Below are 25,375 nucleotides of genomic sequence, written 5' to 3' on the forward strand. Positions count from 1 at the left end.
CCCTGCTTCCTGCCCAAATTATCTCTTGCCAACACCCCCTGAGCCGTTATGCAATGCGGTTGCCTAAAATCTCACAGGCAATCGAACATTGTTCCTCATTGGCGGTTAAGTTACAGACTTTTTACTTTTTTTCTGTGATAATTCCGCCACGTTTACACGGATTTAACTTTTGGGCGGTGGATTATTCTGCCGCGATATAGCAGGAGAGCAATATGTCAGAGTTGTTGGCAGTGACACGTGAAGTGTTTGATGAAGTGATGGTTCCCAACTATGCGCCGGCCAAGATCATTCCGGTGCGCGGTGAGGGATCACGTGTCTGGGATCAGGAAGGCCGCGAGTATGTCGACTTCGCGGGCGGGATCGCGGTCAATGGTCTGGGCCATTGCCATCCCAAGCTGGTCGAAGCCCTGAAAACCCAGGGCGAGAAGCTGTGGCACCTCTCCAACGTGATGACCAACGAGCCGGCCCTGCGCCTGGCCAAGAAGCTGGTCGCCGCCACCTTTGCCGATAAGGTCTATTTCTGCAACTCCGGCGCCGAAGCGAACGAAGCCGCCCTCAAGCTGGCCCGTCGTTACGCCATCGACAAGTTCGGTGCCCACAAGACCCAGATCATCGCCTTCCACCAGGGCTTCCACGGTCGCACCTTCTTCACCGTGAGCGTCGGCGGCCAGGCGGCCTACTCCGATGGTTTCGGTCCGAAACCCGCCGACATTACCCACGTGACCTACAACGATCTGGCCGAGTTGGCCTCCGTCATCTCCGACAATACCTGCGCCGTGGTGATGGAGCCGCTGCAAGGTGAGGGTGGCATCATCAGCCCCACCGACGAGTTTGCCAAGGGCGTGCGTGAGCTGTGCGACAAGCACAATGCCCTGCTGATCTATGACGAGGTGCAATCCGGGGTCGGTCGTACCGGCGAGCTGTTCGCCTACATGGGCCTTGGCGTCACGCCGGACATCCTCACCAGCGCCAAGGCGCTCGGCGGCGGCTTCCCCATCGGCGCCATGCTGACCACCACCGAGATAGCTTCCCACCTGAAAGTGGGCACTCACGGCTCCACCTACGGCGGCAACCCGCTGGCGTGCGCCGTGGCCGAAGCCGTGCTTGACGTGGTCAACACCCCAGAAGTGCTGAGCGGCATCAAGCAGCGCGAGCAGCTGTTCCGCGACGGTCTCGCCGCCATCAACGCCAAGTACCACTGCTTCAGCGAAGTGCGTGGCCAGGGCCTGCTGCTCGGCGCCGTGCTCAATGATGACTTCAAGGGACGCTCCCGCGACTTCCTGCTGGCCTCCATCGACCAAGGATTGATGGCACTGGTGGCAGGCACCAACGTGGTGCGCTTCGCACCCTCACTGGTTATTCCGGAAGCGGACATCAAGGAAGGGTTGGCACGGTTCGAAAAAGCGGTCGCTCAGGTGGTTAACGCCTGATCCAAGTTGAGGTGGGGAGCCCTCCCGGCAGGAGCCGGGACCCCACCTGTCGTCAATGAAAGGGAGTTGTCATTTATGTTGGTTATCCGTCCTATCGAGCAGCGCGACTTCGCCGGCCTCAAGACCTGTGCCATTGAGTCCGGCACCGGCATGACCTCGTTGCCGGTCAACGATGAACTGCTGCAACGCAAGATCGATGCCTCGACCCAGACCTTCCTGGACAAGCCCGCCGGCAAAGGCGATTGCCTCTACTTCTTCGTGGCCGAAGACCTGGAGACCGGCGAGATGGTCGGTACCTGCGCCATAGACGCGGCGGTCGGCCTGTCCCAGCCGTTTTACAACTACCACATCGGCAAGGTGGTGCACTCTTCCCCCAAGCTCGGCATCTACAACGTGGTCGAGACGCTCACCCTCTCCAACGACTACACTGGCAACTCCGAGCTCTGCACCCTGTTTCTGCGCGAATGTGCCCGCGAGGGGCTCAATGGCCGTCTGCTCTCCAAGCACCGCTTCCTGTTCATGGCCGAGCACCCCGAGCTGTTTGACAAGACCGTCTTCGCCGAGATGCGCGGCGTCTCCGATGAGAACGGTCACAGCCCCTTCTACGAGTGGCTGCAAAAGCATTTCTTCTCGATGGACTTTCCCACCGTCGACTACCTCACCGGCATCGGCAAGAAGCGCTTCATCGCCGAGCTGATGCCCAAGTACCCGATTTACGTCAATCTGCTGAGCAACGAGGCGCGCGCCGTCATCGGCCAGACCCACGAGAAGACCCGCCCGGCCATCAAGATGCTGCAGGACGAGGGTTTCGTGAACCGGGGCTACGTCGACATCTTCGATGCCGGCCCCACAGTCGAGTGCGACGTGAAGCACATCCGCAGCGTGCGCCGCAGCCAGAAGCTGGCGGTGCTGGTGGGTGAGCCCATCGGCGGTCACACCTACCTCGTCTGCAACGCCAGGTTCGAGCAATACCGCGCCTGCTACGGCAACATCCGGGTCGATCTGGACAAGCACGAAGCCATCATTCCGCCCAAGATGGCGGCCGCCCTCAAGGTCGAGAGTGGCGACATGGTTCGGGTCGTCGATCTGGAATAACGGGTCCATATCACCGCATTGAAACAGGCTGCCGAGGCGGCCTGTGCACCACAGGGAGTGAATTGATGATGTCTTTAGTCCAGTTTATCGATGGCCAGTGGCTGGCCGGTGAAGGCAAGCCGTTCGAGTCAAAGGACCCGGCCAGGAACGAAGTGATCTGGCAGGGGGAGGCGGCGAGCGCAGCTCAGGTGGATGCCGCCGTCAAGGCGGCCCGCACGGCCTTCTACCATTGGTCCGACCTGGCCCTCGAGGATCGTCTGGCCATAGTGCGCCGCTATGCCGATCTGCTCGGCGAGCACAAGGAGGCGCTGGCCCTGACCATAGCGCGGGAAACCGGCAAGCCGCTGTGGGAGACCCGCACCGAAGTGGCGGCCATGCAGGGCAAGATCGCCATCTCCATCCGCGCCCATGACGAGCGCACCGGCACGGTCGAGAACCCCATGCCCGGTGCCAAGGCGTTTGTGCGTCACAAGCCCCACGGCGTGGTCGCCGTGTTCGGCCCCTACAACTTCCCGGGCCACCTGCCCAACGGTCACATAGTGCCTGCGCTTATCGCGGGTAACGCCGTGGTATTCAAGCCCTCAGAGCTGACCCCCATGGTGGCCGAGGCCATGCTGAAGATCTGGCAGGAGGCTGGGCTGCCCAAGGGCGTGCTCAACCTGGTTCAAGGCGAAGTGGAGACCGGCAAGGCGCTGGCGGGCAATCCGGACATCGACGGCCTCTTCTTCACCGGCTCGTCCCGCACCGGCCACTTCCTGCACCAGCAGTTTGCCGGTCAGCCCGGCAAGATCCTGGCCCTGGAGATGGGTGGCAACAACCCGCTGATCGTGAAAGACGTGAGCGACATCGACGGTGCCGTCCATGCCATAGTCCAGTCTGCCTTTATCACCTCCGGCCAGCGCTGCACCTGCTCCCGCCGCCTGTTCGTGGAGCGCGGCACTAAGGGGGATGCCCTGGTGAAACGCCTGGTGGAGGTGGTCGGCCAGATCAGGGTCGGCCTCTATGACGCCGCCGAACAACCCTTTATGGGCGCCATGATAAGCGAGAAGGCGGCGCTGGGCATGGTCGAGGCCCAGGCCAGGCTGCAACAGCTGGGGGGCGAGAGCCTGCTCAGCCTCAAGCACCTGGAAGCGGGAACCGGTTTTGTTTCTCCTGGCATCATAGATGTGACCGCTGTTGCAGCACTGCCTGACGAAGAGTACTTCGGCCCGCTGCTGCAGCTCATTCGTTACGACGACTTCGATGCCGCCATCGATCAGGGCAACGCCACCAGCTTCGGCCTCTCGGCCGGCCTGCTCGGCGACAGCGAAGCGGACTGGCAGCACTTCTTCAAGCGGATCCGCGCCGGCATAGTCAACTGGAACAAGCCCATCACCGGTGCCTCCAGCGCCGCGCCCTTCGGCGGCATAGGTGCCTCCGGCAACCACAGGGCGAGCGCCTACTACGCCGCCGACTACTGTGCGTACCCGGTCGCCTCGGTGGAAGACAGCAAGGCCGCCATGCCGGATCAGCTGTCCCCCGGTCTGACCTTCTAATAACAAAGGGGCACTGAACAGGTGCCCTTGTCTGTACCCGCAATCAAAGGAAAGAGAGATGCAAAAGGATATCGAGACCCTGTTTGGCCATCTGTGGGACAACTACATTCAAGTCACCCCCAGTGCCCACAAGGTTCACCAACTGCTGGGGGGCGGTGCTCCCATCATCAACGATCACGTGGCGTTTCGGACCTACAACCTGCCCAAGCTCGGTCTCGAGAAACTGGCGGCCCACTTCCGTGCCTTGGGGTATGAGGAGAAGGGCGAGTATGTGTTCAAGGCCAAGAAGCTCTATGCCAAACACTTCGAGCACTCAGACCCGGACGCCCCCAAGGTGTTCATCAGCGAGCTGAAGGTGGAAGAGCTCTCCGCAGGCGCCCAGGCCATTATCCACAAGCTGGTGGATCAGGTGCCCGATCACCTGACCGATACCCCGGCCTTCCTCTACACAGGGGCGCCCTGGCAGGTCTCCTGGAGCGATTACCAGACCCTGCTGGCGGAGAGCGAGTACGCAGCCTGGATGGCTGCCTGGGGTTATCGTGCCAACCACTTCACGGTCAATATCAACCGCCTGAGGGATTTTGAGACCATAGAAGAGGTCAACTCGGCCCTGAAGGCGGCGGGTTTCGTGCTCAATACCGTGGGCGGCGAGGTGAAAGGGGACCCGCAGGTGATGCTGGAGCAGTCCTCCACCATGGCGGACAAGGCCGAGGTTGCCTTCAGCGACGGCGTGCGCGCCATACCGAGCTGCTTCTACGAGTTTGCCCGGCGCTACCCGCAGCCGGACGGTGTGCTCTACCCGGGCTTCGTCGAGGCCTCGGCCGACAAGATCTTCGAATCCACCAACGCCATGTAACGGCGGTGGTTGGTAGAAACGCCCCGGACGGGGCGTTTTTTTAGGCGCTGTCCCAGTTATATGTTGAAAGGCTAACCTTGAAGTAGGTCATCACCTTGAGGGCCTCCATCATGGATACCCAAGCCTTTCAACATCTACTGTCTCTTTTCCCACAGCTCACATTGCGCCAGCGTCGCCTCGCGCAACATGAACTCACCACCCCTCACCCAATCACCTCTTTAGCCACCCAACTCCCCCCTTGCCAATGTTGTCCTCACTGCCAGGCCGAGGCCGCGCAGTTGGCTCCCTGGGGCTGGAGTCGAGGACTGCGTCGCTATCGCTGCAAGCAGTGTCTGCGTACCAGCTCCGTTCTCACCAAGACGCCGCTGGCCCGACTTCGCAAGGCACAGTGCTGGGAAGACTATGCCCAGGCCCTCATCGACGGGCTGACCGTGCGACAGGCTGCCGTCCGCTGCGGGGTCTGTAAAAACACCGCCTTTTTGTGGTGTCACCGCTTCCTGAAGGCCATGGCGAGCCACCAGGCGGCACGGGAAGAGGGTATCGTCGAGGTCGATGAGACCTTCTTCCTGGAGTCGTTTAAAGGGCAACGTGGTTTGCCCCGCCCGGTTCGCCATCGTGGGGGCAAAGGCCGTACCCGAGGCACAGGGTCGGATTACATCCCGGTGATGGTGGTTCAGGACCGGGCTGGCCACCATGCGGATTTTCAGTTGGAGAAAATGGATGCCGAGACGGTGATAGCGGTTTTGGCACCCCTTGTCTCGCCAGATGCGGTGTTGTGTAGCGATGGCGCCGGGGTGTATGCCAGTTTCAGCAAAGCGCAGGGAGTGACCCATCAGGTCGTGCGTAATCGTCAAGGCGAGCGCGTGGTTGGCGCGTACCACATCCAGCATGTGAACGGGTACCACAGGCGTTTGAAAGAGTGGATGGAGCGGTTCCATGGGGTAGCGACCCACTATCTGAGGAATTATCTGGGTTGGCGAAGGATGCTGGAACGCTATGGACGGGAAGTGACTATCCCACGTTGCTTGTATGAGGCGCTGGGGCGCCCCATGCAACATGTAATTGGGACATAGCCTTTTTTTATGGCGTTCTGTGCCGGATTCTGGTGCCTCTGCGCCGTCCTTGCCCCCCGAAACCGCCCTTTGTCGCTGGCATGCTCCCACCCAAGCCGCTGCGCGGTATCCAGATCGAGGCCGACCGCCCCCCTGTCGGTGGATGGCAGTGAAGAGAAGGGGGCAGCGCCGACCGATCAGGGCAGGATAGGCCTCCCCCCTCTGGGTGAGCCGGGAGGCGTGCCTGTCAAACCAGCTGCAGTTCACCCTCGGTGGCGAGCACAGTCGCCATGCCGCCGGCCTTGCCTGCCTCTATGCCGATGGGGGTGTCTTCGAATACCAGACAGTTGGCCGGGTTGGCGCCGAGCAGCTCGGCCACTTTGAGGAAGGTGTCCGGGTGGGGTTTGTGGTTGGTCACGTCGTCGGCACTCACCAGCACGGGGATGAAGGCATCGAGCCCGGTCTGGCGCAGGATGTGCGCCGCATGTTCCCGGGTTGAGCCTGTGCCTATGCCCATGGGCACCTTGCCGTGGCAGCGCTTGACCAGTTCCCACATGGCGGGGAAGACGCGGACCTTGTCTATCCGCTCCAGATAGAGCGCGACCTTGCGGCGGGCGAAGGCCTCCACATCGATCTCCAGCCCGTGCTGCTCGGCCAGCATGGCCACTATCTTGCGGGTGGGAATGCCGCCGTACTCGTTGAGCTGTGCCCGATCAAAGGGGAGTCCGAACTCGGCGCTGGTGATCTCCCAGGCATCCAGGTGCAGGGGCATGGAGTCCACCAGGGTGCCGTCCATATCGAAGATCAGGGCGTCGTATTGCTCAAACTGGAACTGCTCGGACATGGGGTACTTCCTCCTCGGCTAAAAGAGCACACTACCAGATCCGCTCCCCGCATGCCGCGACCGCCGTCATGGCCTGGGCAGGCAGCGGGTTTGACCATGGGCTGCTGATTTATGAGACACTAATGCGCTCTGCGCCTCGGGTGCCGGCATCTCACAGTAGCGAGCCTCTTTATGTCCCCAAAAACCGTTTTCTCAAGCGTGGCCCTGGTGATCGCCCTGGGCTCGTTGGAAAAGAGCATAGTCACCACCCCCTTGCCCATTATAGGGGCCGAGCTGAACGCCGGCGCCGCCCTCACCTGGGTGGTCACCGCCTACCTGCTGGCGGCCACCGCGGCCCTGCCCATCTACGGCAAGCTGAGCGATCTGTTCGGCCGGGTGCGGATGCTGAACATCGGCATAGGCCTGTTTCTGGCGGGATCCGTGGCCTGCGGTCTGGCCCAGGATCTGCCCACCCTGCTGGCGGCCCGCGTGCTGCAAGGGCTGGGGGGCGGGGGGCTGATCGCGCTGGCCTTCACCGTCATCGCCGACTGCATTCCCCCGCGGGAGGTGGGCAAGTATCAGGGGTATATCTCGGCCGTCTATGCGGTTTCCAGCATCGCCGGGCCCCTGCTCGGTGGCTACTTCACCGAGCAGCTCAGCTGGCGCTGGATCTTCTGGATCAACCTGCCCCTCGGGGCGCTCGCGCTCTGGCTGGTGAACCGCAACCTGGGCCACCTCAATGTGCGCCGCCACAGTCGCTTCGACTGGAAGGGGGCGGGGCTGCTGATTACCGTCACCACGCTGAGCTTGCTGCTGCTCTCGCCGGAGACGGCGCTCCCCGCCATCTGGCTGGCGGCTGGGCTGGTACTGGCCCTGCTGCTGCTCATCCTGGTGGAGCGACGCGCCCAGGATCCCATACTGCCCGCCCATCTGGCCCACTTGCCCGGTTATCTGGTGAGTGTGCTGCTGGCGCTGGCCTCGCAGTTGCTGATGTTCGCCGTGCTGGTCTACCTGCCGCTTCAGATGCAGTGGCAGAAGGGGATGGGGGCCAGCGAGAGCGGCCTCTACATGGTGATCTTCATGGTCTGCATCACGGCGGGGGCCTTCGTCGGCGGCAAGCTCATAGGTCGCACCGGTCACTACAAGCGCTTCGTGGTGGCGGGCTTCGCCCTGGCGGCGCTGGCCCTGTGGCAAATTCACTTCGATCTCTTTGCCAATCTGGGGCTGGGCTTCGCCGGTCTGGGGCTCGGGCTGGTGCTGCCAGCGCTCTCTGTGGTGGTGCAAAACGCCCTGCCGCGGGAAGATCGCGGCATCGGCATGTCCCTGTTCAACTTCGGCCGCGAGCTGGGGGGCGCGGTCGGGGTGGCCATCTGCGCCGTGCTGTTCCACGGGGCCCTGCCGGCCGGGACCAGCCACAACCTGGCGAGCCTGAGCCCCGCCGAGCTGGCCCCGGGTTTCAGCGCCACCTATGTGGGCATGGCAATGATCGCCAGCGCCGCCTTCCTCATCACGCTGCTGGCATTGAAGCGCCACGAGCTGGCCAGCATCCCGGCCTGATGCGCTTCCTTGGCACAAAAAAGGGCTCCCGAGGGAGCCCTTGTTGCGTGTGAGCGTGGGGAGCTGCCCATCAGATCCTGAGGCTGACGGGGCGCAGGGCGGCGATAGCCCCGCCAAAGAGCGCCATGGCCAGCAGCGCCAGGGCCACAGGCCCCGCACTGTAGGCAACCCCGGCGACGGCGGACCAGAGCGCCACCCCGAGGTGCATCATGGTCATCGCCAGCGACATCAGCATGCCCCTGTGGGCCGACGAGAGCCCGGCAATGTGGCCCTGCAGGGCGGGGGATCCTATGCCGCCCGCCAGCGCCCACAGCCCGAGCGGCAGCAGCAGGGCAGGCAGTGAGGCGGGAGAGAGATAGAAGCCGACGCTGGCCGGCACGCAGACCACCAGGGCCAGGCGCATCAGGACGCGCCCGCTCTCGACCCGGCCAGACAAGCGGGGCATCAGCAGGTTGCCGATGACGCTGATGATACCGAGGGCCCCATAGAGGAGCCCCACAGACCCTAGCGACAGGCCCTGGGTGTCGCGCAGGTGCTGGCCGACCAGGTTGAAGAGGCCAATGCCGCCCCCCAGGCCCAGGCACATGGCCAGCAGGGCGCCGACCGCACCCGGGATGGCCAGCAGGCGAACACCCTTCTCCTCCTGCTGCGCCGCCGATGTATCTGCCAAAGACCTGCCGGCGGGCAGCAGGGCCAGGGCCGCCGCCACCCCCCAGGCACAGAGGCCGAGCAGAATAAAGGCGGCGCGCCAGGAGTGCCACTGCGCGAGCAGAGCCCCCAGCGCCGGGCTCGCTATCATGCCCAGCGTCAGGCCGGACTGCACCCAGGCAATGCGCTTCATGGCATCTTTCCCCGTGCCGTCTGCCGCCATGGCAAAGGCGATGGGCAGCATGCCGGCACTGGCGAGACCGGTGAGCACCCGGCTTGCCAACCCCCACTCGAAGCTATCGACCAGGCCGGTGGCGATGGAGGCGGCCCCGAACAGCAAGGCGGCGGGCAGCATGACCCTCACCCTGCCGAGGCGATCCGAGAGGCTGCCGAGCAGGGGGGCGATCATCGCCAGCGCCAGGCTGTAGGCGGTGATGAACAGCGTTACCCGCTCGGGTTGCACCCCCAGCTCCCGGCCTATGGGGGTCAGCAGGGGGCCCAGCATCAGCTCATCGGCACCCACCAGAAACGCAATAAAAAAGAGCAATACTTTCAATAACATGATGTTCACCTTAAACATGTGATACCGAGCCGGTGGCCGCGAGGGAGTGAATGTCCAGCACCCGATCCGGCCAGCCGGCCACGAAGGCCTGCTCGTGGCAGACCACCAGCACAGTCCCGGCATAGTCCTGCAAGGCCTGTTGCAGGGCCGCCTTGACGGTGGCATCCAGGTGGGTGGTCGGTTCGTCCAGGATCAGCAGGTTGCTGGGTTGCAGGGCCAGTCGGCACAGTTTCACCTTGGTCTGCTCCCCGCCACTCAGGGCGGCGATCGGTTGCAGTGCCAGCTTGCCCCTGATGCCGACCCGGGCCAGATGCAGCCTGGCGCCCTTGTCATCGAGGGCGGGGCACGCGGTTTTCACCAGGGCCAGTGGGGTGGCATCCGGATGGGGCCAGTGCAGCGCCTGTTCGAAGTAGCCCGCCTTGACCCCGGGGGAGAGACTGAGTCGACCGCGTAGGGGGGCCAGCTCGCCCGCCAGTGTCTTGAGCAGGGTGGACTTGCCGACGCCGTTGAAACCGGCGATCACCACCTTCTCCCCCCGGCTCAGGGTCAGGGTCAGGGGCGCCAGCAGCGCGCTATCATGGCCTATGACCAGTTCAGAGGCGGCGAGTACCTGTTGGCAGCCGCCCCCGGCGCTGCGAAACGCGAGGGAGACCCCCTTGTCCCGCTCCGGGTTGGCCAGGCGCTCGATGCGCGCCAGCTGCTTCTTGCGGCCGTTGGCTATGCTGGCGTTGACCCCGGCGCCGTTCTTGGCGATGAACAGCTCCAGCTTGTCGATCTGCCTCTGCTGCGCCTGGTATTGCCGGGCGTGAGCGGCATCATTCGCGGCCTTCTGGGCCATGGCCTTGTCGAGGTTGCCCTGGTATTTGCGAAGCTGCAGGCGATCGATATCGCAGATGCCGGTGGCGATGCGGTTCACGAAATCCCTGTCGTGGGAGACCACCAGGAAGGCGCCCGCGAAGCCGTCCAGGTAGCTTGCCAGCCAGGCCACGTGGGCGCTGTCCAGGTAGTTGGTCGGCTCATCGAGCAGCAGCAGATCCGGCGAGCGCAGCAGCAAGCCGGCCAGCATCACCTTGTGGCGCTGGCCGCCGCTCAGATTGGCCAGGCGGGTCTGCATGCCAAGCTGGGTGAGGCCAAGGCCGGCGGCCACCTCGTCGATCCGGCTCTCTATCTGGTAGAACGACTGGCTCTCCAAGGTGGTCTGGAGACTGGCGGCCAGTGCCAGCTGATGGGGCTGGGCACAGCGCGCCGGGCTGGCATAGATGGCCATCATCTCCGCCTCGGCCCGATAGAGGGGGGCAAAGGCCGTTTGCAGATATGCCCGTATCGTCAGTTGTCCGTCCAGCTCGGCATGCTGGTCGAGGTAACCCCGGTCAAGACCGGGCTGCCAGAGGATATCCCCGGCGTCAGGCTGGCGCTCCCCCTGGAGCAGCTTGAGCAGGGTGCTTTTGCCGACGCCGTTCCTGCCGGTGATGCAGATATGTTCGCGGGGAAGCAGGGTGAAGCTGGCGTCCTGATACAGTGTCTTGTCACCGAGGTGACAGGTCAGATGGTGAATGTTGAGCAGACTCATGGTGCTTTATCCATAAAAAACGGGGGCGGTACTTGGCGTACCGGCCCCCGTTTCAAGCAATATTGAAACTTTGTCCTGAAGATCAGAAACAAAAAGGCCGGCGATGAAGCATCTCGCCGGCCTTTCTCCTGTTCATCAGATGCGGGGTCGCCTCCCTCTATGGAGGGCGCCAGCGCTATCTGATGAAGATTCAGAAGAGATGTGGCTCCGGGCAACACTTCATCGTGTTAGTGCACGGAGCACAGCCTCCTGACAGAGCATTTGAACAGGATGTACAACATTGCAGAGCAGTCCAACATGAAATCTGGACGCAAAATACGCAGATTCCGGGGGACAGTCAACCCGCTCGCCCCTGAACTGGCCTGCTCCGGTCGGTTCTATGCGTGTCTGGCGCGAGCGCCATGGCGGGCTCCACAAGAAGCCAGACCGCCGTCTGGTAGGGGGCAAAGCAGGGCTCTGGCTGGTCGGGGTAGTTGCCCATCAGCAAGCTGGCGTCGCTGGCTAGCTTGTCGAAATGGGGCATGGGCAGGGGGGCTGCGGTGAGATTGGCGAGCAGCAGCAGAGTCTGCGTCTGGCCGGTGGCCGGATCCCGCCAGCGGCGGCGGTAACTGATGCGCAGGGGATCGTCCTCATCCAGCAGTTCGAAGTCGCCATGGCGAATGACGGGGTGGGCCTTGCGCAGGGCGATGAGCTGGCGATAGCAGTGAAACAGGGAGTCGGGGCGGGCCAGCTGCTCGGCGGCGTTGATCTCCATATAGTTGTCATTGAGCGCGATCCAGGGCTCTGCCGTGCTGAAACCGGCCCGGGGGCTCGAGTCCCACTGCATAGGCGTGCGGGCGTTGTCGCGGCCGATGGCATCGAGGCGGCGGGCGAGCTCGGCGGGGGCCAGGTCTGGGTGGCTGGCGCTGTAGTTGATGGCCTCCACATCGCGCAGCTCCTCTGGCTGCCAGCGGCGGTTGGTCATGCCAAGCTCCTCCCCCTGATAGATGAAGGGAGTGCCCTGCATCATGTGCAGCACCAGGGCCCACTGCTTGGCACTCAGCTCGCGCCACTCGGGGCTGTCGTCGCCGAAGCGGGAGACGGCGCGGGGCAGGTCGTGGTTACCCAGAAACAGGCTGTTCCAGCCTTGGCCGTGCAGCCCGCTCTGGTGGCGGGCCATGGCGCCTTTGAAGGTGAGGGGGTCAAAGCGGGAGGTCCATTTATCGCGCCCCAGCCCCAGGTGCTCGAAGTTGAACACCATGCTGAACTCGCTGTCATCCGGGTTCGAATAGTGCCGCATCTGGGCCAGATCTGCCCCCCAGGTCTCACCGACAGTGATGATCCCCTTGCCGCCGAAGCTGGCGCCACTCAGCTCGCGGATATAGTCGTGCAGGCGGGGGCCGTTGCTCATGGCAAGCGGTGACCACTCCTTGCTCACCATGTCGATCACATCGAAGCGAAGCCCCTTGATGCCCCTGGCCAACCAGAAGTTGATCACCTCCGCCATCTCGGCGCGCACCGCCGGGTTGTCCCAGTCCAGATCGGCCTGGCTCGCATCGAAGTTGTGCAGGTAGTAGCTGCCAAGCGTCGGCACATATTCCCAGGCGCTGCCGCCGAAGATGGAGTCCAGCGGGTGGGCATCGACGAAGGTCTGGTCCCGAAAGACGTAATAGGCCTGATAGCGGGGATCCCCGGCCAACGCCTGCCTGAACCACGCATGTTCGGTGGAGGTGTGGTTGGCGACTATGTCCATCATGATGCCCATGCCGTGAGCGGCCGCCTCTGCTATCAGCAGGTCCATCTCGGCCAGGGTGCCGAAGGCGGGATCTATGGCGCTGTAGTCCGCCACGTCGTAGCCGTTGTCCCGCCTGGGGGAGCGGTAGACGGGGGTGAGCCAGAGCAGGTCGACCCCGAGCGTCGCCAGGTAGTCGAGACGCTGGCGGATGCCCTTGATGTCCCCCATGCCATCGCCGTCGCTGTCCTGAAAGCTCATGGGGTAGATCTGGTAGATAACGCACTGATCGAGAGTGAGAACGGGGTGAGGATGCATCAGCGTGGCCGGTGGCGAAGTGGTCCTGCCATGTTACGCAGAGGGGGCCGGGGTCGACAGGGTGAGGTGGGCCTTGAAAAGGGTTCCATTGTTGGCCGATTGCCAAAACTGCGGGCAGGGTCACAAAGGCGCCATCCCGAACCAGGGGGCGGTCGGGATGGCGGCGTACTCACATACCCGCCGGCGTGGCCCTTATCGGGTCGCCTCGGGCTGCTTGGCGCCGAGTGCCTGCTGGCGTTCGGCCTGGGCGTCCAGCTCCTTGCCGAGGAAGTAGTTCAGGAAGGTGCGGATCACCGCGATGATGGCGAGGCGGATCAGCTCCTCCTTGCTCGGCGCGACCGTGGTGGCCAGGATATCGGCGGCGAGCTGGAACTCCAGCGCCAGGATGAGCCAGCTGCCGAAGCAGAGGCGAATGCGCGGAAAGCCGGGCTCGTGATCCCGCACCCGCGCCGCCAGCCAGAGGGTCTTGCCAAGCCCTATCACCACGCAGGCGATGGAGATGATCTCCAGCAGCAGCTGGAACAGCTCGACCCCGTGCATCATGCCCTCTTTCAGGCTCGCTATCTCAAACACTAGAATCACCTCCCTGATTCAAAAGAGACACTTTTAACACAGCATGGGGGCCGGATCCAACTCAGAGCCCCTTGAGCAGCATGGCGATCTGCGCAATGGCATGACGGGCCGCAGGGCTGATGCCCGCCAGCTGGAAGAAGCCGTGGATCACCCCGAGCTGCCGCTGACAGCTGGCGGCAACACCGGCTTGTAGCAGTTTGCCATAGAGGGCTTCTCCCTCGTCACGCAGGGGATCGTACTCGGCCGTGAGGATGTGGGTGGGCGGCAGCCCCGCAAGATCAGGATGGTGCAGCGGGCTCGCCTCGGGATGGCTGGCGGGCAGCCTGCCCAGATAGGCCTGAAACCCGCTGAGCAGCATGTCGCGGGTGATGAGGTAGTCGTCGCCAAGGTCGCCATAGCTCTGGCTCTCTCCCAGGGCATCGAGCATGGGATAGATGAGGATCTGGGCGGCGGGCAGTGCCGATCCAGCTTCCTTGAGCCGCAAGCTGGTGATCAGGGCAAGATGGCCACCGGCACTGTCGCCTGCGAGTGCAACCCGTTCGGGATCGCCGCGCCACTGCGGCAGCGCGGCCATGATGGCGAGGGTCGCTGCCAGCGCATCGTCATGGGCGGCAGGATAGGTATGCTCGGGGGCTAGGCGGGTGTGGACGGCAAACACCAGGGCATTGGCACTGTTGCACAGCATCCGCATCTGGCGATCGTGGGTCTCGAAATCCCCGCTGACGAAACAGCCGCCGTGGAAATAGATCAACGCCGGATAAGCGGGATCCGGCATGTCCACGGGTTGGTAGCGGCGGATGGCGTAGTGATCGGCCTGCCACTCTTCGATGGTGCCCACCTCTTCCCGCTCACCGCCCAGTACGGCAGAGGCAAGGTAGCCCTCCCGCCGCGCCTGCCAGCTCATCTCGCTGGCCCTGGGTCTGCCAGCGGCAACAAATTCCGCCACCATGGCGGCGATTGCGGGTTCGAGTCCTGTGTTCATGCTGCCCCATTGACTGTATATAAAAACAGGCATTGTGCGCTTTTGGTCCAAGAGCGCAACCGGCGTTAGTTGAGGCAGCTCACAAAATCAGGCTTCAATCAGTTTGAATTCAATCACATAGAGCGGTGGCAGCGCGGGGTAGATGTCCCGGATGACGGCTTTGAGCTCGGTGAGGGTCATGTTCTCCTGGCGGGCGTGCTCATCGGTCAGGTCATCGAAGGCCAGGGGCGTGACCGAGAGCACCTCCATGGTGCCAAAGGGCTGGTGCTCCGGATTGGTGAAGAGCGCGAGCCGCTGGCCGGGCTGCCAGTTGGCTTCGCTCTCGTCGCGTATGGTGATGGTCTTGCGGCCGGACTGGATGTCGGCGACGAAGCGGCCGAAGAAGGTGAATTCCGGGTAGGTTGGGGTGTGAACTGACATTTTCTCTCCGAAGGACAAGGGGTGGCAGGGGGCGGATCACGCCGCAGCGGGCCCATTTTAGGAGTGCCGGGGAGGGCGCGCAGCACTTTTCGCCCGGACGTGCGGGTGGCGTGAGTTGGCGCACTTGCTCTGCCCTGCAAAGTGGCTGCAAGTGAACCCGAATGTGCGATGATGTGGGCTCCCCTTTCTTGATATGTAACAAAATGGAGGGGGACTGGCTGTGGTCTGATGGCGTCTGGCGCGGTTCCCCGCCCGGCGGACATGAACGAAAGGAGCGAGTGTGAATTCCGAGTTGATCTGGGTGCTCAGCATGCTGGTGGGCGCCATCTTCCTGTTTATTACCAACAGGGTGCGCATGGATGTGGTGGCCTTGTTGATCATCATCCTGTTCGTGTTGAGCGGCACCCTGACTCTGCCGGAGGCGCTGGCGGGGTTCAGCGATCCCAACGTCATCCTGATCGCTGCCCTGTTCGTGGTGGGGGAGGGGTTGGTGCGCACCGGCATCGCCTATCAGGTGGGGGATGCCCTGGTGAAGGTGGCAGGCAGCAGCGAGACCCGGCTGCTGGTGCTGCTGATGGTGGCGGTGGCGACCCTGGGGGCCGTGATGAGCAGCACAGGGGTGGTGGCCATCTTCATCCCCGTGGTACTGAGCGTGGCGAACCGGATGGGGATACCGGCGGGACGGCTGATGATGCCGCTGGGCTTTGCCGGTCTCATCAGCGGCATGATGACGCTGGTGGCCACGCCGCCCAACATGGTGGTGAACAGCGAGCTGATGCGCCACGGCATCCAGGGCTTCGGCTTCTTCGGTTTCACCCCCATGGGGGTGCTGATCCTCGGGCTGGGGGTGCTCTACATGCTGCTGATGCGTAACCGTCTGGTGCGCGAGGGGGAAGAGGGTAAGGGCAAGCAGGCGGGGCGCAGCACCATGCGCGACCTCATCCGCGATTATCGCCTGGCCGGCCGGGCGCGCCGCCTGGCGATCCGTCCCGATTCTCCCCTGATAGGCCAGACCCTGGACGAGCTGCAACTGCGTGCCCGCTTTGGGGCCAACGTCATCGGGCTGGAGCGTTGGCGCAAGTTTCGGCGGGTGATGGTCACCGTCTCCGGCGTCACCGAGTTCCAGGCGAAAGACGTGCTGCTCATCGACATGTCCGACCCCGAGGTGGATGTGCGGGAGTTTTGCAGCGAGGCGCGGCTCGAACCCATGATATTGCGCGGGGAGTACTTCTCGGATCAGGCGCGGGAGGTGGGCATGGCCGAGGTGTCCCTCATTCCGGAGTCCCGTCTGCTTGGCAAGAGCATTCGCGAGGTGGCGTTTCGCTCCCGCTACGGCCTGAGCGTGGTCGGGATCCGCCGCAACGGTGAGGCGCTCACCGGCAAGCTGGTGGATGAGCCGCTGCTGATGGGAGACAGCCTGCTGGTGGTGGGCAACTGGAGCCTCATTCGCCAGTTGCAGACCCACCACAGGGACTTCCTGCTGCTCGGCCTGCCCGCCGAGGTGGACGAAATGGCGCCGGCTCGCAGCCAGGCCATTCACGCCCTGATCGCCCTCGCAGTCATGATAGGGCTGATGGTGACGGAGCCCGTGCCCAACGTCATAGCGGCGCTCATCGCCTGCCTGCTGATGGGCAAGTTCCGCTGCATCGACATGGAGAGCGCCTACAAGTCCATCCACTGGCCGACCCTGATCCTGATCGTCGGCATGCTGCCCTTTGCCCTGGCGTTGCAGAAGACCGGCGGGGTGGATCTCATCGTCGGCGGGCTGATCTCGGCGGTGGGGGAGATGGGGCCCCGTGTCATGCTGGCCAGCCTGTTCGTGCTCTGCGCGGCCATCGGGCTCTTTATCTCCAACACCGCCACCGCCGTGCTGATGGCGCCCATTGCGCTCGGTACGGCCCAGCAGATGGGGGTCTCTCCCTATCCCTTCGCCATGACTATCGCCATCGCCGCCTCGGCGGCCTTCATGACGCCGGTCTCCTCACCGGTCAATACCCTGGTGCTCGGGCCCGGCAACTACAAGTTCATGGATTTCATCCGCATCGGCGTGCCCTTTACCTTGCTGGTGATGGTGGTGAGCGTCATCGCCATTCCCTGGTTCTTCCCGTTCTGAGCGCGCTCGAGGGGGACAAAGAGTGCAAGCGGCCTACGGGCCGCTTTTTATTGGCCATTAATCCTGACACTGTGGGATAAGGTCCTGGGCTGACAAGCCAGTGAGCAGGGAGAACGGCAGGGAAGGAGAGGAGACAAGGGCCGAAATCCAGGCACAAAAAAACCAGCATGAGCTGGTCTGTTTGGTACTGCTATTAATGGTGCGGAAGGAGAGACTCGAACTCTCACGCCTAGGGCGCCAGAACCTAAATCTGGTGCGTCTACCAATTTCGCCACTTCCGCAATATTAATGGTGGCTATGACGGGATTCGAACCTGTGACCCCCGCATTATGAGTGCGATGCTCTAACCAACTGAGCTACATAGCCGTCTTGTATCCGACATTGTCGTGTACAAGTAAAATGGCTGGGTACTAGGGTTTGGACCTAGGCACGTTGACGAGATCAAGACCTCTCACGTTTACCACAGCGATCACCGACAAGGTCGATGAAAGGCAATAATGGCTGGGGTACTAGGATTCGAACCTAGGGATGGCGAGATCAAAACCCGCTGCCTTACCGCTTGGCGATACCCCAACAGCGTTCCTCAACCGTCAATAATGGCGGGCAAAGAACTTTAAAAATGGCTGGGGTACTAGGATTCGAACCTAGGGATGGCGAGATCAAAACCCGCTGCCTTACCGCTTGGCGATACCCCAACTGAACAACTTGTAAATGGTGGCTATGACGGGATTCGAACCTGTGACCCTCGCATTATGAGTGCGATGCTCTAACCAACTGAGCTACATAGCCGTCTTGTATCCGACATTGTCGTGTACAAGTAAAAATGGCTGGGGTACTAGGATTCGAACCTAGGGATGGCGAGATCAAAACCCGCTGCCTTACCGCTTGGCGATACCCCAACAGCGATGACTGACAGAAACTGTCAAACATCTTTAAAAATGGCTGGGGTACTAGGATTCGAACCTAGGGATGGCGAGATCAAAACCCGCTGCCTTACCGCTTGGCGATACCCCAACTGAATGATTAATGGTGGCTATGACGGGATTCGAACCTGTGACCCTCGCATTATGAGTGCGATGCTCTAACCAACTGAGCTACATAGCCAACCGTGCTTCCAGTGAGTCGTTGCCTCATCACTGTGCGGCCGGAATTATGCGTATCTGGCTCTGGGGCGTCAACCCTTTTTTTGCCAGAAAAACCGAATTTGGGTGCGTTTGGCGAGTTATTGGACGCTGTCGCGCAAAAGCCCAACAATCTGGTTTTTTTTGCGACATTTGGCAGCAGATCCGCAACCTGTGCCCATAACAAAGAGGCCAGCAAATGCTGGCCTCTCATGGGGTTAGACGTTGAACAGGAAGTTCATGATATCGCCATCCTTGACGATGTAGTCTTTCCCTTCGGCGCGCATCTTGCCCGCTTCCTTGGCGCCTTGCTCACCCTTGTAGGTGATAAAGTCGTCGAAGGCGATGGTCTGGGCGCGAATAAAGCCTTTTTCAAAGTCGGTGTGGATCTTGCCCGCCGCCTGCGGGGCGGTGGCGCCGACCGGAATGGTCCAGGCGCGTACTTCCTTCACCCCTGCGGTGAAGTAGGTCTGCAGGTTGAGCAGCTCGTAACCTGAGCGGATCACCCGGTTCAGACCCGGCTCTTCGATCCCCAGATCGGCCATGAACTCGGCGCGATCTTCGTCGTCCAGCTCGGCGATGTCTGCCTCGATGGCGCAGCAGACCACGACCACAACGGCGTTCTCGGCGGCGGCGATTTCACGCACCTTGTCGAGGAAGGGGTTGTTGTCGAAGCCATCTTCCGCCACGTTGGCGATGTACATGGTTGGCTTCAAGGTCAGGAAGTTGAGGTGGCTGACGGCCGCCAGCTCTTCCTTGTCCAGCTTCATGCCGCGGATCATCTGGCCGTTTTCCAGGGCAACCCGAATCTTTTCCAGGGTTTCCACTTCCAGCTTGGCATCCTTGTCGCCGCCCTTGGCGCGCTTGGACTGACGGTGGATGGCGCGCTCGCAGGCGTCCAGATCCGACAGGGCCAATTCGGTATTGATCACCTCGATGTCATCGGCCGGGGAGACCTTGCCCGCCACGTGGATGATGTTCTCGTCCTCGAAGCAGCGCACCACGTGACCTATGGCTTCGGTCTCGCGGATGTTGGCCAGGAACTGGTTGCCCAGGCCTTCACCCTTGGAGGCGCCCGCTACCAGGCCTGCGATGTCCACGAACTCCATGGTGGTCGGCACCACGCGCTGGGGGTTGATGATGGCCGCCAGCTGATCGAGGCGGGGATCCGGCATGGGGACCACACCCGTGTTCGGCTCAATGGTGCAGAACGGGAAGTTGGCGGCTTCGATGCCGGCCTTGGTCAGCGCATTGAACAGGGTGGATTTGCCTACATTGGGCAGGCCCACGATACCGCATTTAAAACCCATGAATTGTTACCTTACGTGATGGATGCTGTGTGAGGGGGCCACGCGGGCAGCCCTGTCATATTGTGCGAGCCTGACCCAGGTCAGGCATCTGTATTCAGACTTTCTCGGCCTTGAAGCTGTGCAGCCGGTTCATGGCCTTGGTCATGTCCTGCTTGAACAGGATGTCGGTGGCGCGCAAGGACTCATCCAGTGCGGCCTCGATCAGGCTCTGTTCACTGCTGGGTGCCTTGGTCAGCACGAAGCCGGCGACCAGCTCCTTGGCACCGGGATGACCGATCCCGAGGCGCAGCCGGAAGAAGTTATTGTTGTTGCCCATCCTGGCGATGATGTCCTTGAGGCCGTTGTGGCCGCCGTGGCCACCGCCCTGCTTGAACTTGGCGATGCCGGGGGGCAGATCCAGTTCGTCGTGGGCCACCAGTATCTCTTCGGGGACTATCTGGTAGAAGCGTGCCAGGGCCGCCACCGCCTTGCCGGAGAGGTTCATATAGGTGTTCGGGATGAGCAGCCGCACATCCTGCCCCTCCACCAGGATGCGGGCGGTGTGGCCGAAGAACTTGGGCTCTTCGCGCAGGCTGACATTGTGCCAGCGGGCTAGCTGCTCCACATACCAGGCCCCCGCGTTGTGGCGGGTCTTGGCGTATTCGGGGCCGGGATTACCCAGCCCGACAATCAGTTTGATTTGATGCGTCACGCTTGATGTCTTCACTCGCTACTTGCCATGAGCGGATGGCCCGGGGCAATGGGACGCAATATTCTAGCCGCCGACTGGCGATCACTCAACCAAAGCTCGGCAAGCCGGAGGGAATAACCCGGGAACCGGGTGCCAACTGCCGCAAAAAACGGCCTCGCCCTGGCCCGTTTTGGCGCAGCGGCTCAGGGGACGTCGGCTTGACCGGCACGCAGCAGGGTCACCGTCTCTTCATCCAGGGCGGTCACCAGGGGGCGTGCATAGCGCACATAGTCCACGAACGAGGCCGCATCTGTGCCGCAATCCACGTTGGCAGCCTTGCAGTCGAGGGCCTTGCCCGGCCCATAGACGGCGCTGAGCTGCTCGCCGCGCTTTGCCACTGCCAGCACCGGGAAGGCGGTCAGCTGGCCCGCCACCCAGGCGAGATCCACGCGCTCGGCACTCTGGCTGTCGGCACTCTGACGCTGCGCCCGTGCCAGGGCCTGCCAGCCGTCGTTGCCGTTGGCGCTGTAGGCGTTGGTCACCACCCGGTAGCGCCGTCCATTCACCAGATCCTGCCACTGACCCTCGGCCGTCTGCCACTGCAACCGGGTCAGATGGCCCGCCTTGCCAGCTTCGGTCTCCTTGAAGGTGTAACGCAGATGGCCGCCATAGGGGAACTTGCCCGCATGAGCGCTGGCGGGCAGGGTGGCCGTGATGGTCTCGGTCAGCAGGGCCCGCACCTCGGCGCCGGAGAGGGTCAGTACGCTGAGCGGGTTCTTGAACGGCAGCAGGCTGAGAGCCGCCTCCCCCTGCCGCAGTTCACCGGCGGGCAAGTCGGCGCGCACGCCTCCCACCGCCAGCAGGGCGAAGTCGACAGGGCCGCCGGTCAGTGCCTGCACCTGCGGGGTGTTGGCCCAATAATATTGGCCTTCCGCCACCAGGGGCGCGACGTCGGAGCCGTGGCTGTCGCTGCCGTTGTCGCCGGGGCGGCGGGCATTTTGCAATGGCGCGGGAAGGGTGCCGATGACGGGGCCGTAGGCCTGCTCCAGCGCCGGTTTGTAGTGGCTGTCGATGATGCCGCGCAGGCGCGGATCTTCATCCACCGTCACCAGGTTGGGCTGGGCGTCGATGAACTTGCCAGCCTGCTGGCTGCGAGTCTTGTCCAGCCTCTGCTGGCGGGCTGGATCGGCGAAGAAGTCGCGGCTGGCCAGCAGCTGGTTCTGACCCTTGCAGGCGATGACCCGGCCCTGGGCGTCGAAGCTGACCCGGGCCAGACCGATGGCCTGGGCGTAGGATCCCGCCTGCACCACGCAGGTCAGGCCCACACCGTCCGGATTGGTGACCAGCGCTGCGTATTCCCCCGTCTTGCCCCAGCCGACGTTGCTAAAGTCACCGAGCAGGCTGTGGGAATGGCCGCCGACGATGGCATCGAGGCCGTTCACCTTGGCCGCCAGCGCCAGATCCCGGGCGTTGCCGATGTGGGTGAGGGCCACTATCCGGTTGATCCCCCTGGCCTGCAGCAGGTCAACCGTGGCCTGGGCCGAGGCCACCTCCTTGGCAAAGCGCAGCTTGCCGACGTTGGGGGAGATGTTGGCCATGTCCTCCAGCACCAGCCCGATGACGGCGACCAGCTGCTTGTCTGCGGGCAGGTGGGCGAGATCGGTGACCGGGCTCTTCTGGTTTCCATCGAAGGCATAGACCACGAAGGGCTTGAGGTTGCTGGCCTGACTCAGGTCCGGATCGTCGCGGCTGTCCAGGTTGGCGGCCAGCACCGGGAAGTTCACCCCCTGGATGAAGCGGGCCAGCTTCTGGTTGTCGAGATCGAACTCGTGGTTGCCAAGGGCCATGGCATCGAAGCCGAACTGGCTCAGCAGTTCGGCATTGGCCATCCCCTCGTTGAGCTTGAAGTAGCCGCTGCCCTGCCAGGCATCGCCGCCGTGCAGCAGCAACAGTGGCTGGTTCTTGGCGAGCGCCTCGGCCTGGTAGACTTTCGTCATGGTGAGCAGGCGGGGATAGCCGCCGAGGCGGGTGTAGAGGGTGTCGGTTGCCCCCTGCTTGCCGAAGAGGGGCCCCTTCAGCTCGGCATTGACCGGATCGAACTGGGAGTGGGTGTCGTTCATGTGTGCCAGGGTCAGGGTGAAGGGCGGATCCTGCTGGCCGGTCAGGCAGGCAGAGAGCAGGGCGCACAGCGGGAGGAGAGTGAGGAGACGCAAGCACTTCATGGGGACATCCTTAACCTGCGGGGGCAGGGCATTACTTTGACCAGGCTTGAAAAAACAAAAACCGCCAGTTGGCGGTTTTTGTCACAACGGGGTCTATCAATGCTCAAACATGGCAGAGATGGACTCTTCGTTGCTGATACGACGGATGGCTTCGGCCAGCACGGAGGAGAGCGTCAGCTGCTTGACCTTGCCGATCGCCTTCATCTCCGCGGTGAGCGGGATGGAGTCGGTGATGATCAGCTCGTCGATGACCGAGTTCTTGATGTTTTCCACGGCGGTGCCGGAGAAGACCGGGTGGGTCGCATAGGCGAACACGCGCTTGGCGCCACGCTCTTTCAACGCTTCGGCCGCCTTGCACAGGGTGCCGCCGGTATCGATCATGTCGTCGACGATGACGCAGTCACGGCCGGCCACGTCGCCGATCAGGTGCATGACCTGGGAGACGTTCGGGCGGGGACGACGCTTGTCGATGATGGCGATGTCGGTGTCGTCCAGCAGCTTGGCGATGGCACGGGCACGGACCACGCCGCCGATGTCCGGCGATACGACAACAGGAGACTCGAGGTTCTTGGACAGCATGTCTTCCAGCAACACAGGGCTGCCGAACACGTTGTCTACGGGGACATCGAAGAAGCCCTGGATTTGCTCGGCATGCAGGTCAACGGTCAGCACGCGATCCACACCCACGCTGGAGAGGAAGTCGGCGACTACCTTGGCGGTGATGGGCACACGGGCGGAGCGGACGCGGCGGTCCTGACGGGCATAACCAAAGTAGGGAATAACGGCAGTGATACGGCCAGCTGAAGCACGACGCAGTGCATCCACCATGACGATCAATTCCATCAAATTGTCGTTGGTCGGGGCACAGGTGGATTGAATGATGAAGATATCGCCACCGCGTACATTCTCATTGATCTGTACGCTGATCTCGCCGTCGCTAAAGCGACCTACGGCAGCATTGCCGAGTTTGATAAACAGGCGATCTGCGATCTTCTGGGCTAGTTCCGGCGTTGCGTTACCAGCAAACAGCTTCATGTCAGGCACGGTTTGAAACCTCGGGGTTGCATCCAGTATGTGGGGAGTCTGATTCAGACCCGTATCGTTTGGGGGCAAACGATTTATCAAGATAACGGACAAGGTCTCTGGAAGTTCATGGTGGCGCCAGATTACCCGGCTGGACAGCAGAGCCGTCACCTTCGGCACCATTATGCCAGATTGGCTGGGGTACTAGGATTCGAACCTAGGAATGGCGAGATCAAAACCCGCTGCCTTACCGCTTGGCGATACCCCAATCACTGACTTGTTGCAAAGTGGCGAAGAGTGGTGATATGTTCTCGCCCTTGGCGACAAACCCATCCCAGCCTTCCGGCACCCTTGCCAACACCTTCCGAGCAGCCACTTCGTCTTCAAATTGAGCAAAGACGCAGGCGCCAGTGCCCGTCATTCTTGACGGCGCGTATTCTAGCAACCAGCCGAGCGCATTGGCAACCTCGGGGTGGCGCTTTTTCACCAGCAATTCGCAATCGTTTTTCCACACCCCTTCCAGCAGGTTGTGCAATGTCATCCTGGGGGTGTTGCGAGGCAGCTCGGGATCCTGAAAAACCGCCGCCGTTGCCACATGACAATCGGGTTTGAGCACCAGATACCAGGCGCTCGGCACCTCGACCGGTTGCAGCTTCTCGCCAACCCCTTCCGCAAAGGCGGCCCGGCCGCGCACGAACACGGGCACGTCGGCCCCCAGCTGCACCCCGAGTTCCGCCAGCTCGTCTTCGCCGAGCCCTGCCTGCCAGAGATGATTCAGCGCCACCAGGGTGGTGGCGGCGTCAGACGAGCCGCCGCCGATGCCGCCTCCCATGGGCAATACCTTCTCCAGCCGGATATGGGCCCCCATCGGGCTTGGCAGCCTCCCCTGCAACAGGCGGGCGGCACGGATGATGAGATTCTGTTCATCCGGCACCCCGGGGATGGCAGGACTCAGGGTGAGCAGGCTGGTTCCCGGCAGGGGGTCAAACTCCAGCCAGTCGCCGTGGTCCAGGAAGATGAACAGGGTCTGCAGCTCGTGATAGCCGTCGGGACGGCGGCCGTTGACGTGCAGGAAGAGGTTGAGCTTGGCCGGCGCCGGCCAGCGGATCGGCGCCTGCCGGATGGTATCCTGCATCATGGCGCCAGGGTCCATTGGTTGATCTGCAACTTGAGGCGGCTGCCCTGGCCCGTCATGGTCAGCAGGTGCGGCAGCCGGTAGTTGTCCTGATCCCGATAGTCCCCATAGACGATCTGCCACTGGCCGTCGCGCACTGAGGCCAGGCTGGCGTCGGGGTTGAGCTCGAATTCGGCCTCACCCGGCAGCCCCTTGATCCACTCCGGCAGCCCGGTGACCGGAATATTCCAGCCGGTGAGCTGATAGACGAGGGCCTCGGCATCCTGGCTCTGGTGCACCTTGCCTTCGTTGTCGGTCAGGGTGATCTCCCCCTTGCTGCGGGAGAGCTCGAGAATATGGGTGCCGATGAGGCTGGTGAGGTTGAGGCGATAGTCGTCGCCGTTCTGCTGCCAGTTGAGGCGGGCGCTGCCCTTCTGGCGGGCCGTGATGATGGCCATCTTGCCCGACAGCTCCCAGTGGGTCAGCTGTTCGAGACGGGCCCGTTCCTGCTGCCAGTTGACCTGATCCCGCTGGGGTTGAGTGGTGGTACAGCCGGCCAGTACCAGCAGGCAGGCGAGGGAGAAGATACGCAAGAACAAGGTCGTGCTCCGGATAAGAGATTTGCCACAGTATAAGGGGCGGCCGTATCGCTTTTAAAGACTTACCCTTT

The 25,375-nt window shown here is 62.6% G+C and carries 20 protein-coding genes and 9 tRNA genes; 7 read left to right on the forward strand and 22 right to left on the reverse strand.

The annotated features are described in order from the left end of the window. Nucleotides 1–212 precede the first annotated feature (212 nt). From OC537_RS01640 to OC537_RS01660, 5 genes are all read left to right on the forward strand, one after another. Complete coding sequence (locus OC537_RS01640) at nt 213–1,430, forward strand: aspartate aminotransferase family protein (protein ID WP_163147804.1); 1,218 nt, start codon at nt 213–215, stop codon at nt 1,428–1,430. A 75-nt stretch (nt 1,431–1,505) separates the two neighbouring features. Beyond that, the gene (gene astA, locus OC537_RS01645) at nt 1,506–2,525 is read left to right on the forward strand and encodes an arginine N-succinyltransferase (RefSeq protein ID WP_025326162.1); all 1,020 of its coding nucleotides are present in this window, start codon (nt 1,506–1,508) and stop codon (nt 2,523–2,525) included. 65 nt (nt 2,526–2,590) lie between these two features. After that, entirely contained in the window at nt 2,591–4,060 is a 1,470-nt protein-coding gene (astD, locus tag OC537_RS01650; RefSeq protein WP_262108790.1) for a succinylglutamate-semialdehyde dehydrogenase, read from the forward strand. A 58-nt stretch (nt 4,061–4,118) separates the two neighbouring features. After that, nucleotides 4,119–4,916 (forward strand): DUF1338 domain-containing protein, encoded by a 798-nt coding sequence (locus OC537_RS01655; protein WP_262108791.1) that lies wholly within the window; start codon nt 4,119–4,121, stop codon nt 4,914–4,916. 110 nt (nt 4,917–5,026) lie between these two features. Continuing rightward, entirely contained in the window at nt 5,027–5,989 is a 963-nt protein-coding gene (locus OC537_RS01660; protein WP_262108792.1) for an IS1595 family transposase, read from the forward strand. A 226-nt stretch (nt 5,990–6,215) separates the two neighbouring features. Here the strand turns inward: OC537_RS01660 and OC537_RS01665 are convergent, their stop codons facing one another. Beyond that, nucleotides 6,216–6,812 carry an HAD family hydrolase gene (locus tag OC537_RS01665; protein ID WP_262108794.1) on the reverse strand — a complete coding sequence of 199 codons (597 nt, stop codon included), beginning with the start codon at nt 6,810–6,812 and terminating at the stop codon, nt 6,216–6,218. Nucleotides 6,813–6,983: 171 nt separating this feature from the next. On the opposite strand from OC537_RS01665, the gene OC537_RS01670 reads away from it, so the two are divergent. Beyond that, nucleotides 6,984–8,348: an MDR family MFS transporter gene (locus OC537_RS01670; protein ID WP_262108796.1), complete on the forward strand. Its 1,365-nt coding sequence runs from the start codon at nt 6,984–6,986 to the stop codon at nt 8,346–8,348. 70 nt (nt 8,349–8,418) lie between these two features. On the opposite strand, the gene OC537_RS01675 is transcribed toward OC537_RS01670, so the two are convergent. The 6 genes from OC537_RS01675 to yqfB all read right to left on the reverse strand — a co-directional run bounded on the left by OC537_RS01675 (nt 8,419) and on the right by yqfB (nt 15,132). After that, entirely contained in the window at nt 8,419–9,558 is a 1,140-nt protein-coding gene (locus OC537_RS01675) for an MFS transporter (RefSeq protein ID WP_262108798.1), read from the reverse strand. A gap of 10 nt (nt 9,559–9,568) precedes the next feature. After that, complete coding sequence (locus OC537_RS01680) at nt 9,569–11,128, reverse strand: ABC-F family ATP-binding cassette domain-containing protein (protein WP_262108800.1); 1,560 nt, start codon at nt 11,126–11,128, stop codon at nt 9,569–9,571. Nucleotides 11,129–11,465: 337 nt separating this feature from the next. After that, on the reverse strand, nt 11,466–13,100 hold the full coding sequence (locus tag OC537_RS01685) for an alpha-glucosidase (RefSeq protein ID WP_410050453.1): 1,635 nt from the start codon (nt 13,098–13,100) through the stop codon (nt 11,466–11,468). A gap of 249 nt (nt 13,101–13,349) precedes the next feature. Then, on the reverse strand, nt 13,350–13,730 hold the full coding sequence (locus OC537_RS01690; protein WP_234569260.1) for a DUF1622 domain-containing protein: 381 nt from the start codon (nt 13,728–13,730) through the stop codon (nt 13,350–13,352). 61 nt (nt 13,731–13,791) lie between these two features. Next, nucleotides 13,792–14,712, reverse strand: coding sequence for an alpha/beta hydrolase (locus OC537_RS01695; RefSeq protein WP_262108805.1), 921 nt, complete (start codon nt 14,710–14,712; stop codon nt 13,792–13,794). An 87-nt stretch (nt 14,713–14,799) separates the two neighbouring features. After that, nucleotides 14,800–15,132, reverse strand: coding sequence for a N(4)-acetylcytidine aminohydrolase (yqfB, locus tag OC537_RS01700; protein ID WP_262108807.1), 333 nt, complete (start codon nt 15,130–15,132; stop codon nt 14,800–14,802). Between the two features lie 280 nt (nt 15,133–15,412). Between yqfB and OC537_RS01705 the strand changes: the two genes are divergently transcribed. Beyond that, a complete protein-coding gene (locus OC537_RS01705) occupies nt 15,413–17,245 on the forward strand; it encodes an SLC13 family permease (protein WP_262108810.1) in 1,833 nt (610 codons plus the stop codon). 197 nt (nt 17,246–17,442) lie between these two features. On the opposite strand, the gene OC537_RS01710 is transcribed toward OC537_RS01705, so the two are convergent. The 15 genes from OC537_RS01710 to lolB all read right to left on the reverse strand — a co-directional run bounded on the left by OC537_RS01710 (nt 17,443) and on the right by lolB (nt 25,304). Then, nucleotides 17,443–17,526 (reverse strand) — tRNA-Leu (locus OC537_RS01710). 8 nt (nt 17,527–17,534) lie between these two features. Beyond that, nucleotides 17,535–17,611 (reverse strand) — tRNA-Met (locus tag OC537_RS01715). Nucleotides 17,612–17,743: 132 nt separating this feature from the next. Next, nucleotides 17,744–17,818 (reverse strand) — tRNA-Gln (locus OC537_RS01720). Nucleotides 17,819–17,865: 47 nt separating this feature from the next. Beyond that, nucleotides 17,866–17,940: transfer RNA gene (locus tag OC537_RS01725), tRNA-Gln, on the reverse strand. A 17-nt stretch (nt 17,941–17,957) separates the two neighbouring features. Continuing rightward, nucleotides 17,958–18,034: transfer RNA gene (locus tag OC537_RS01730), tRNA-Met, on the reverse strand. 35 nt (nt 18,035–18,069) lie between these two features. After that, nucleotides 18,070–18,144 (reverse strand) — tRNA-Gln (locus tag OC537_RS01735). A 40-nt stretch (nt 18,145–18,184) separates the two neighbouring features. After that, nucleotides 18,185–18,259, reverse strand: a tRNA-Gln gene (locus tag OC537_RS01740). A gap of 13 nt (nt 18,260–18,272) precedes the next feature. Then, nucleotides 18,273–18,349 (reverse strand) — tRNA-Met (locus tag OC537_RS01745). A 235-nt stretch (nt 18,350–18,584) separates the two neighbouring features. Beyond that, complete coding sequence (gene ychF / locus OC537_RS01750) at nt 18,585–19,676, reverse strand: redox-regulated ATPase YchF (RefSeq protein ID WP_213345072.1); 1,092 nt, start codon at nt 19,674–19,676, stop codon at nt 18,585–18,587. Nucleotides 19,677–19,770: 94 nt separating this feature from the next. Continuing rightward, on the reverse strand, nt 19,771–20,367 hold the full coding sequence (gene pth / locus OC537_RS01755; RefSeq protein ID WP_025326175.1) for an aminoacyl-tRNA hydrolase: 597 nt from the start codon (nt 20,365–20,367) through the stop codon (nt 19,771–19,773). A gap of 182 nt (nt 20,368–20,549) precedes the next feature. Next, on the reverse strand, nt 20,550–22,568 hold the full coding sequence (locus OC537_RS01760; protein ID WP_262108817.1) for a bifunctional metallophosphatase/5'-nucleotidase: 2,019 nt from the start codon (nt 22,566–22,568) through the stop codon (nt 20,550–20,552). Nucleotides 22,569–22,664: 96 nt separating this feature from the next. Further along, the gene (locus tag OC537_RS01765) at nt 22,665–23,612 is read right to left on the reverse strand and encodes a ribose-phosphate pyrophosphokinase (RefSeq protein ID WP_025326177.1); all 948 of its coding nucleotides are present in this window, start codon (nt 23,610–23,612) and stop codon (nt 22,665–22,667) included. 172 nt (nt 23,613–23,784) lie between these two features. After that, nucleotides 23,785–23,859: transfer RNA gene (locus OC537_RS01770), tRNA-Gln, on the reverse strand. Further along, the gene (gene ispE / locus OC537_RS01775) at nt 23,839–24,729 is read right to left on the reverse strand and encodes a 4-(cytidine 5'-diphospho)-2-C-methyl-D-erythritol kinase (RefSeq protein WP_262108820.1); all 891 of its coding nucleotides are present in this window, start codon (nt 24,727–24,729) and stop codon (nt 23,839–23,841) included. Before ispE ends, OC537_RS01770 begins: the two co-directional genes overlap by 21 nt. Further along, on the reverse strand, nt 24,726–25,304 hold the full coding sequence (gene lolB, locus OC537_RS01780; protein WP_162520188.1) for a lipoprotein insertase outer membrane protein LolB: 579 nt from the start codon (nt 25,302–25,304) through the stop codon (nt 24,726–24,728). Before lolB ends, ispE begins: the two co-directional genes overlap by 4 nt. Nucleotides 25,305–25,375: the final 71 nt, after the last annotated feature.

It is taken from the genome of Aeromonas sp. Marseille-Q5825, assembly GCF_946892685.1.
Taxonomy (GTDB): Bacteria; Pseudomonadota; Gammaproteobacteria; order Enterobacterales; family Aeromonadaceae; genus Aeromonas; species Aeromonas rivipollensis.

What these genes read in the sequence shown, in the direction of transcription:
- ychF (WP_213345072.1), bottom strand. Translation starts at nt 19,676, where the DNA reads ATGGGTTTTAAATGCGGTATCGTGGGCCTGCCCAATGTAGGCAAATCC.
- astD (WP_262108790.1), top strand. Translation starts at nt 2,591, where the DNA reads ATGATGTCTTTAGTCCAGTTTATCGATGGCCAGTGGCTGGCCGGTGAA.
- OC537_RS01675 (WP_262108798.1), bottom strand. Translation starts at nt 9,558, where the DNA reads ATGTTATTGAAAGTATTGCTCTTTTTTATTGCGTTTCTGGTGGGTGCC.
- OC537_RS01655 (WP_262108791.1), top strand. Translation starts at nt 4,119, where the DNA reads ATGCAAAAGGATATCGAGACCCTGTTTGGCCATCTGTGGGACAACTAC.
- OC537_RS01760 (WP_262108817.1), bottom strand. Translation starts at nt 22,568, where the DNA reads ATGAAGTGCTTGCGTCTCCTCACTCTCCTCCCGCTGTGCGCCCTGCTC.
- OC537_RS01670 (WP_262108796.1), top strand. Translation starts at nt 6,984, where the DNA reads ATGTCCCCAAAAACCGTTTTCTCAAGCGTGGCCCTGGTGATCGCCCTG.
- astA (WP_025326162.1), top strand. Translation starts at nt 1,506, where the DNA reads ATGTTGGTTATCCGTCCTATCGAGCAGCGCGACTTCGCCGGCCTCAAG.
- yqfB (WP_262108807.1), bottom strand. Translation starts at nt 15,132, where the DNA reads ATGTCAGTTCACACCCCAACCTACCCGGAATTCACCTTCTTCGGCCGC.
- OC537_RS01695 (WP_262108805.1), bottom strand. Translation starts at nt 14,712, where the DNA reads ATGAACACAGGACTCGAACCCGCAATCGCCGCCATGGTGGCGGAATTT.
- OC537_RS01680 (WP_262108800.1), bottom strand. Translation starts at nt 11,128, where the DNA reads ATGAGTCTGCTCAACATTCACCATCTGACCTGTCACCTCGGTGACAAG.
- OC537_RS01660 (WP_262108792.1), top strand. Translation starts at nt 5,027, where the DNA reads ATGGATACCCAAGCCTTTCAACATCTACTGTCTCTTTTCCCACAGCTC.
- OC537_RS01640 (WP_163147804.1), top strand. Translation starts at nt 213, where the DNA reads ATGTCAGAGTTGTTGGCAGTGACACGTGAAGTGTTTGATGAAGTGATG.
- OC537_RS01665 (WP_262108794.1), bottom strand. Translation starts at nt 6,812, where the DNA reads ATGTCCGAGCAGTTCCAGTTTGAGCAATACGACGCCCTGATCTTCGAT.
- ispE (WP_262108820.1), bottom strand. Translation starts at nt 24,729, where the DNA reads ATGATGCAGGATACCATCCGGCAGGCGCCGATCCGCTGGCCGGCGCCG.
- OC537_RS01685 (WP_410050453.1), bottom strand. Translation starts at nt 13,100, where the DNA reads ATGAGCTTTCAGGACAGCGACGGCGATGGCATGGGGGACATCAAGGGC.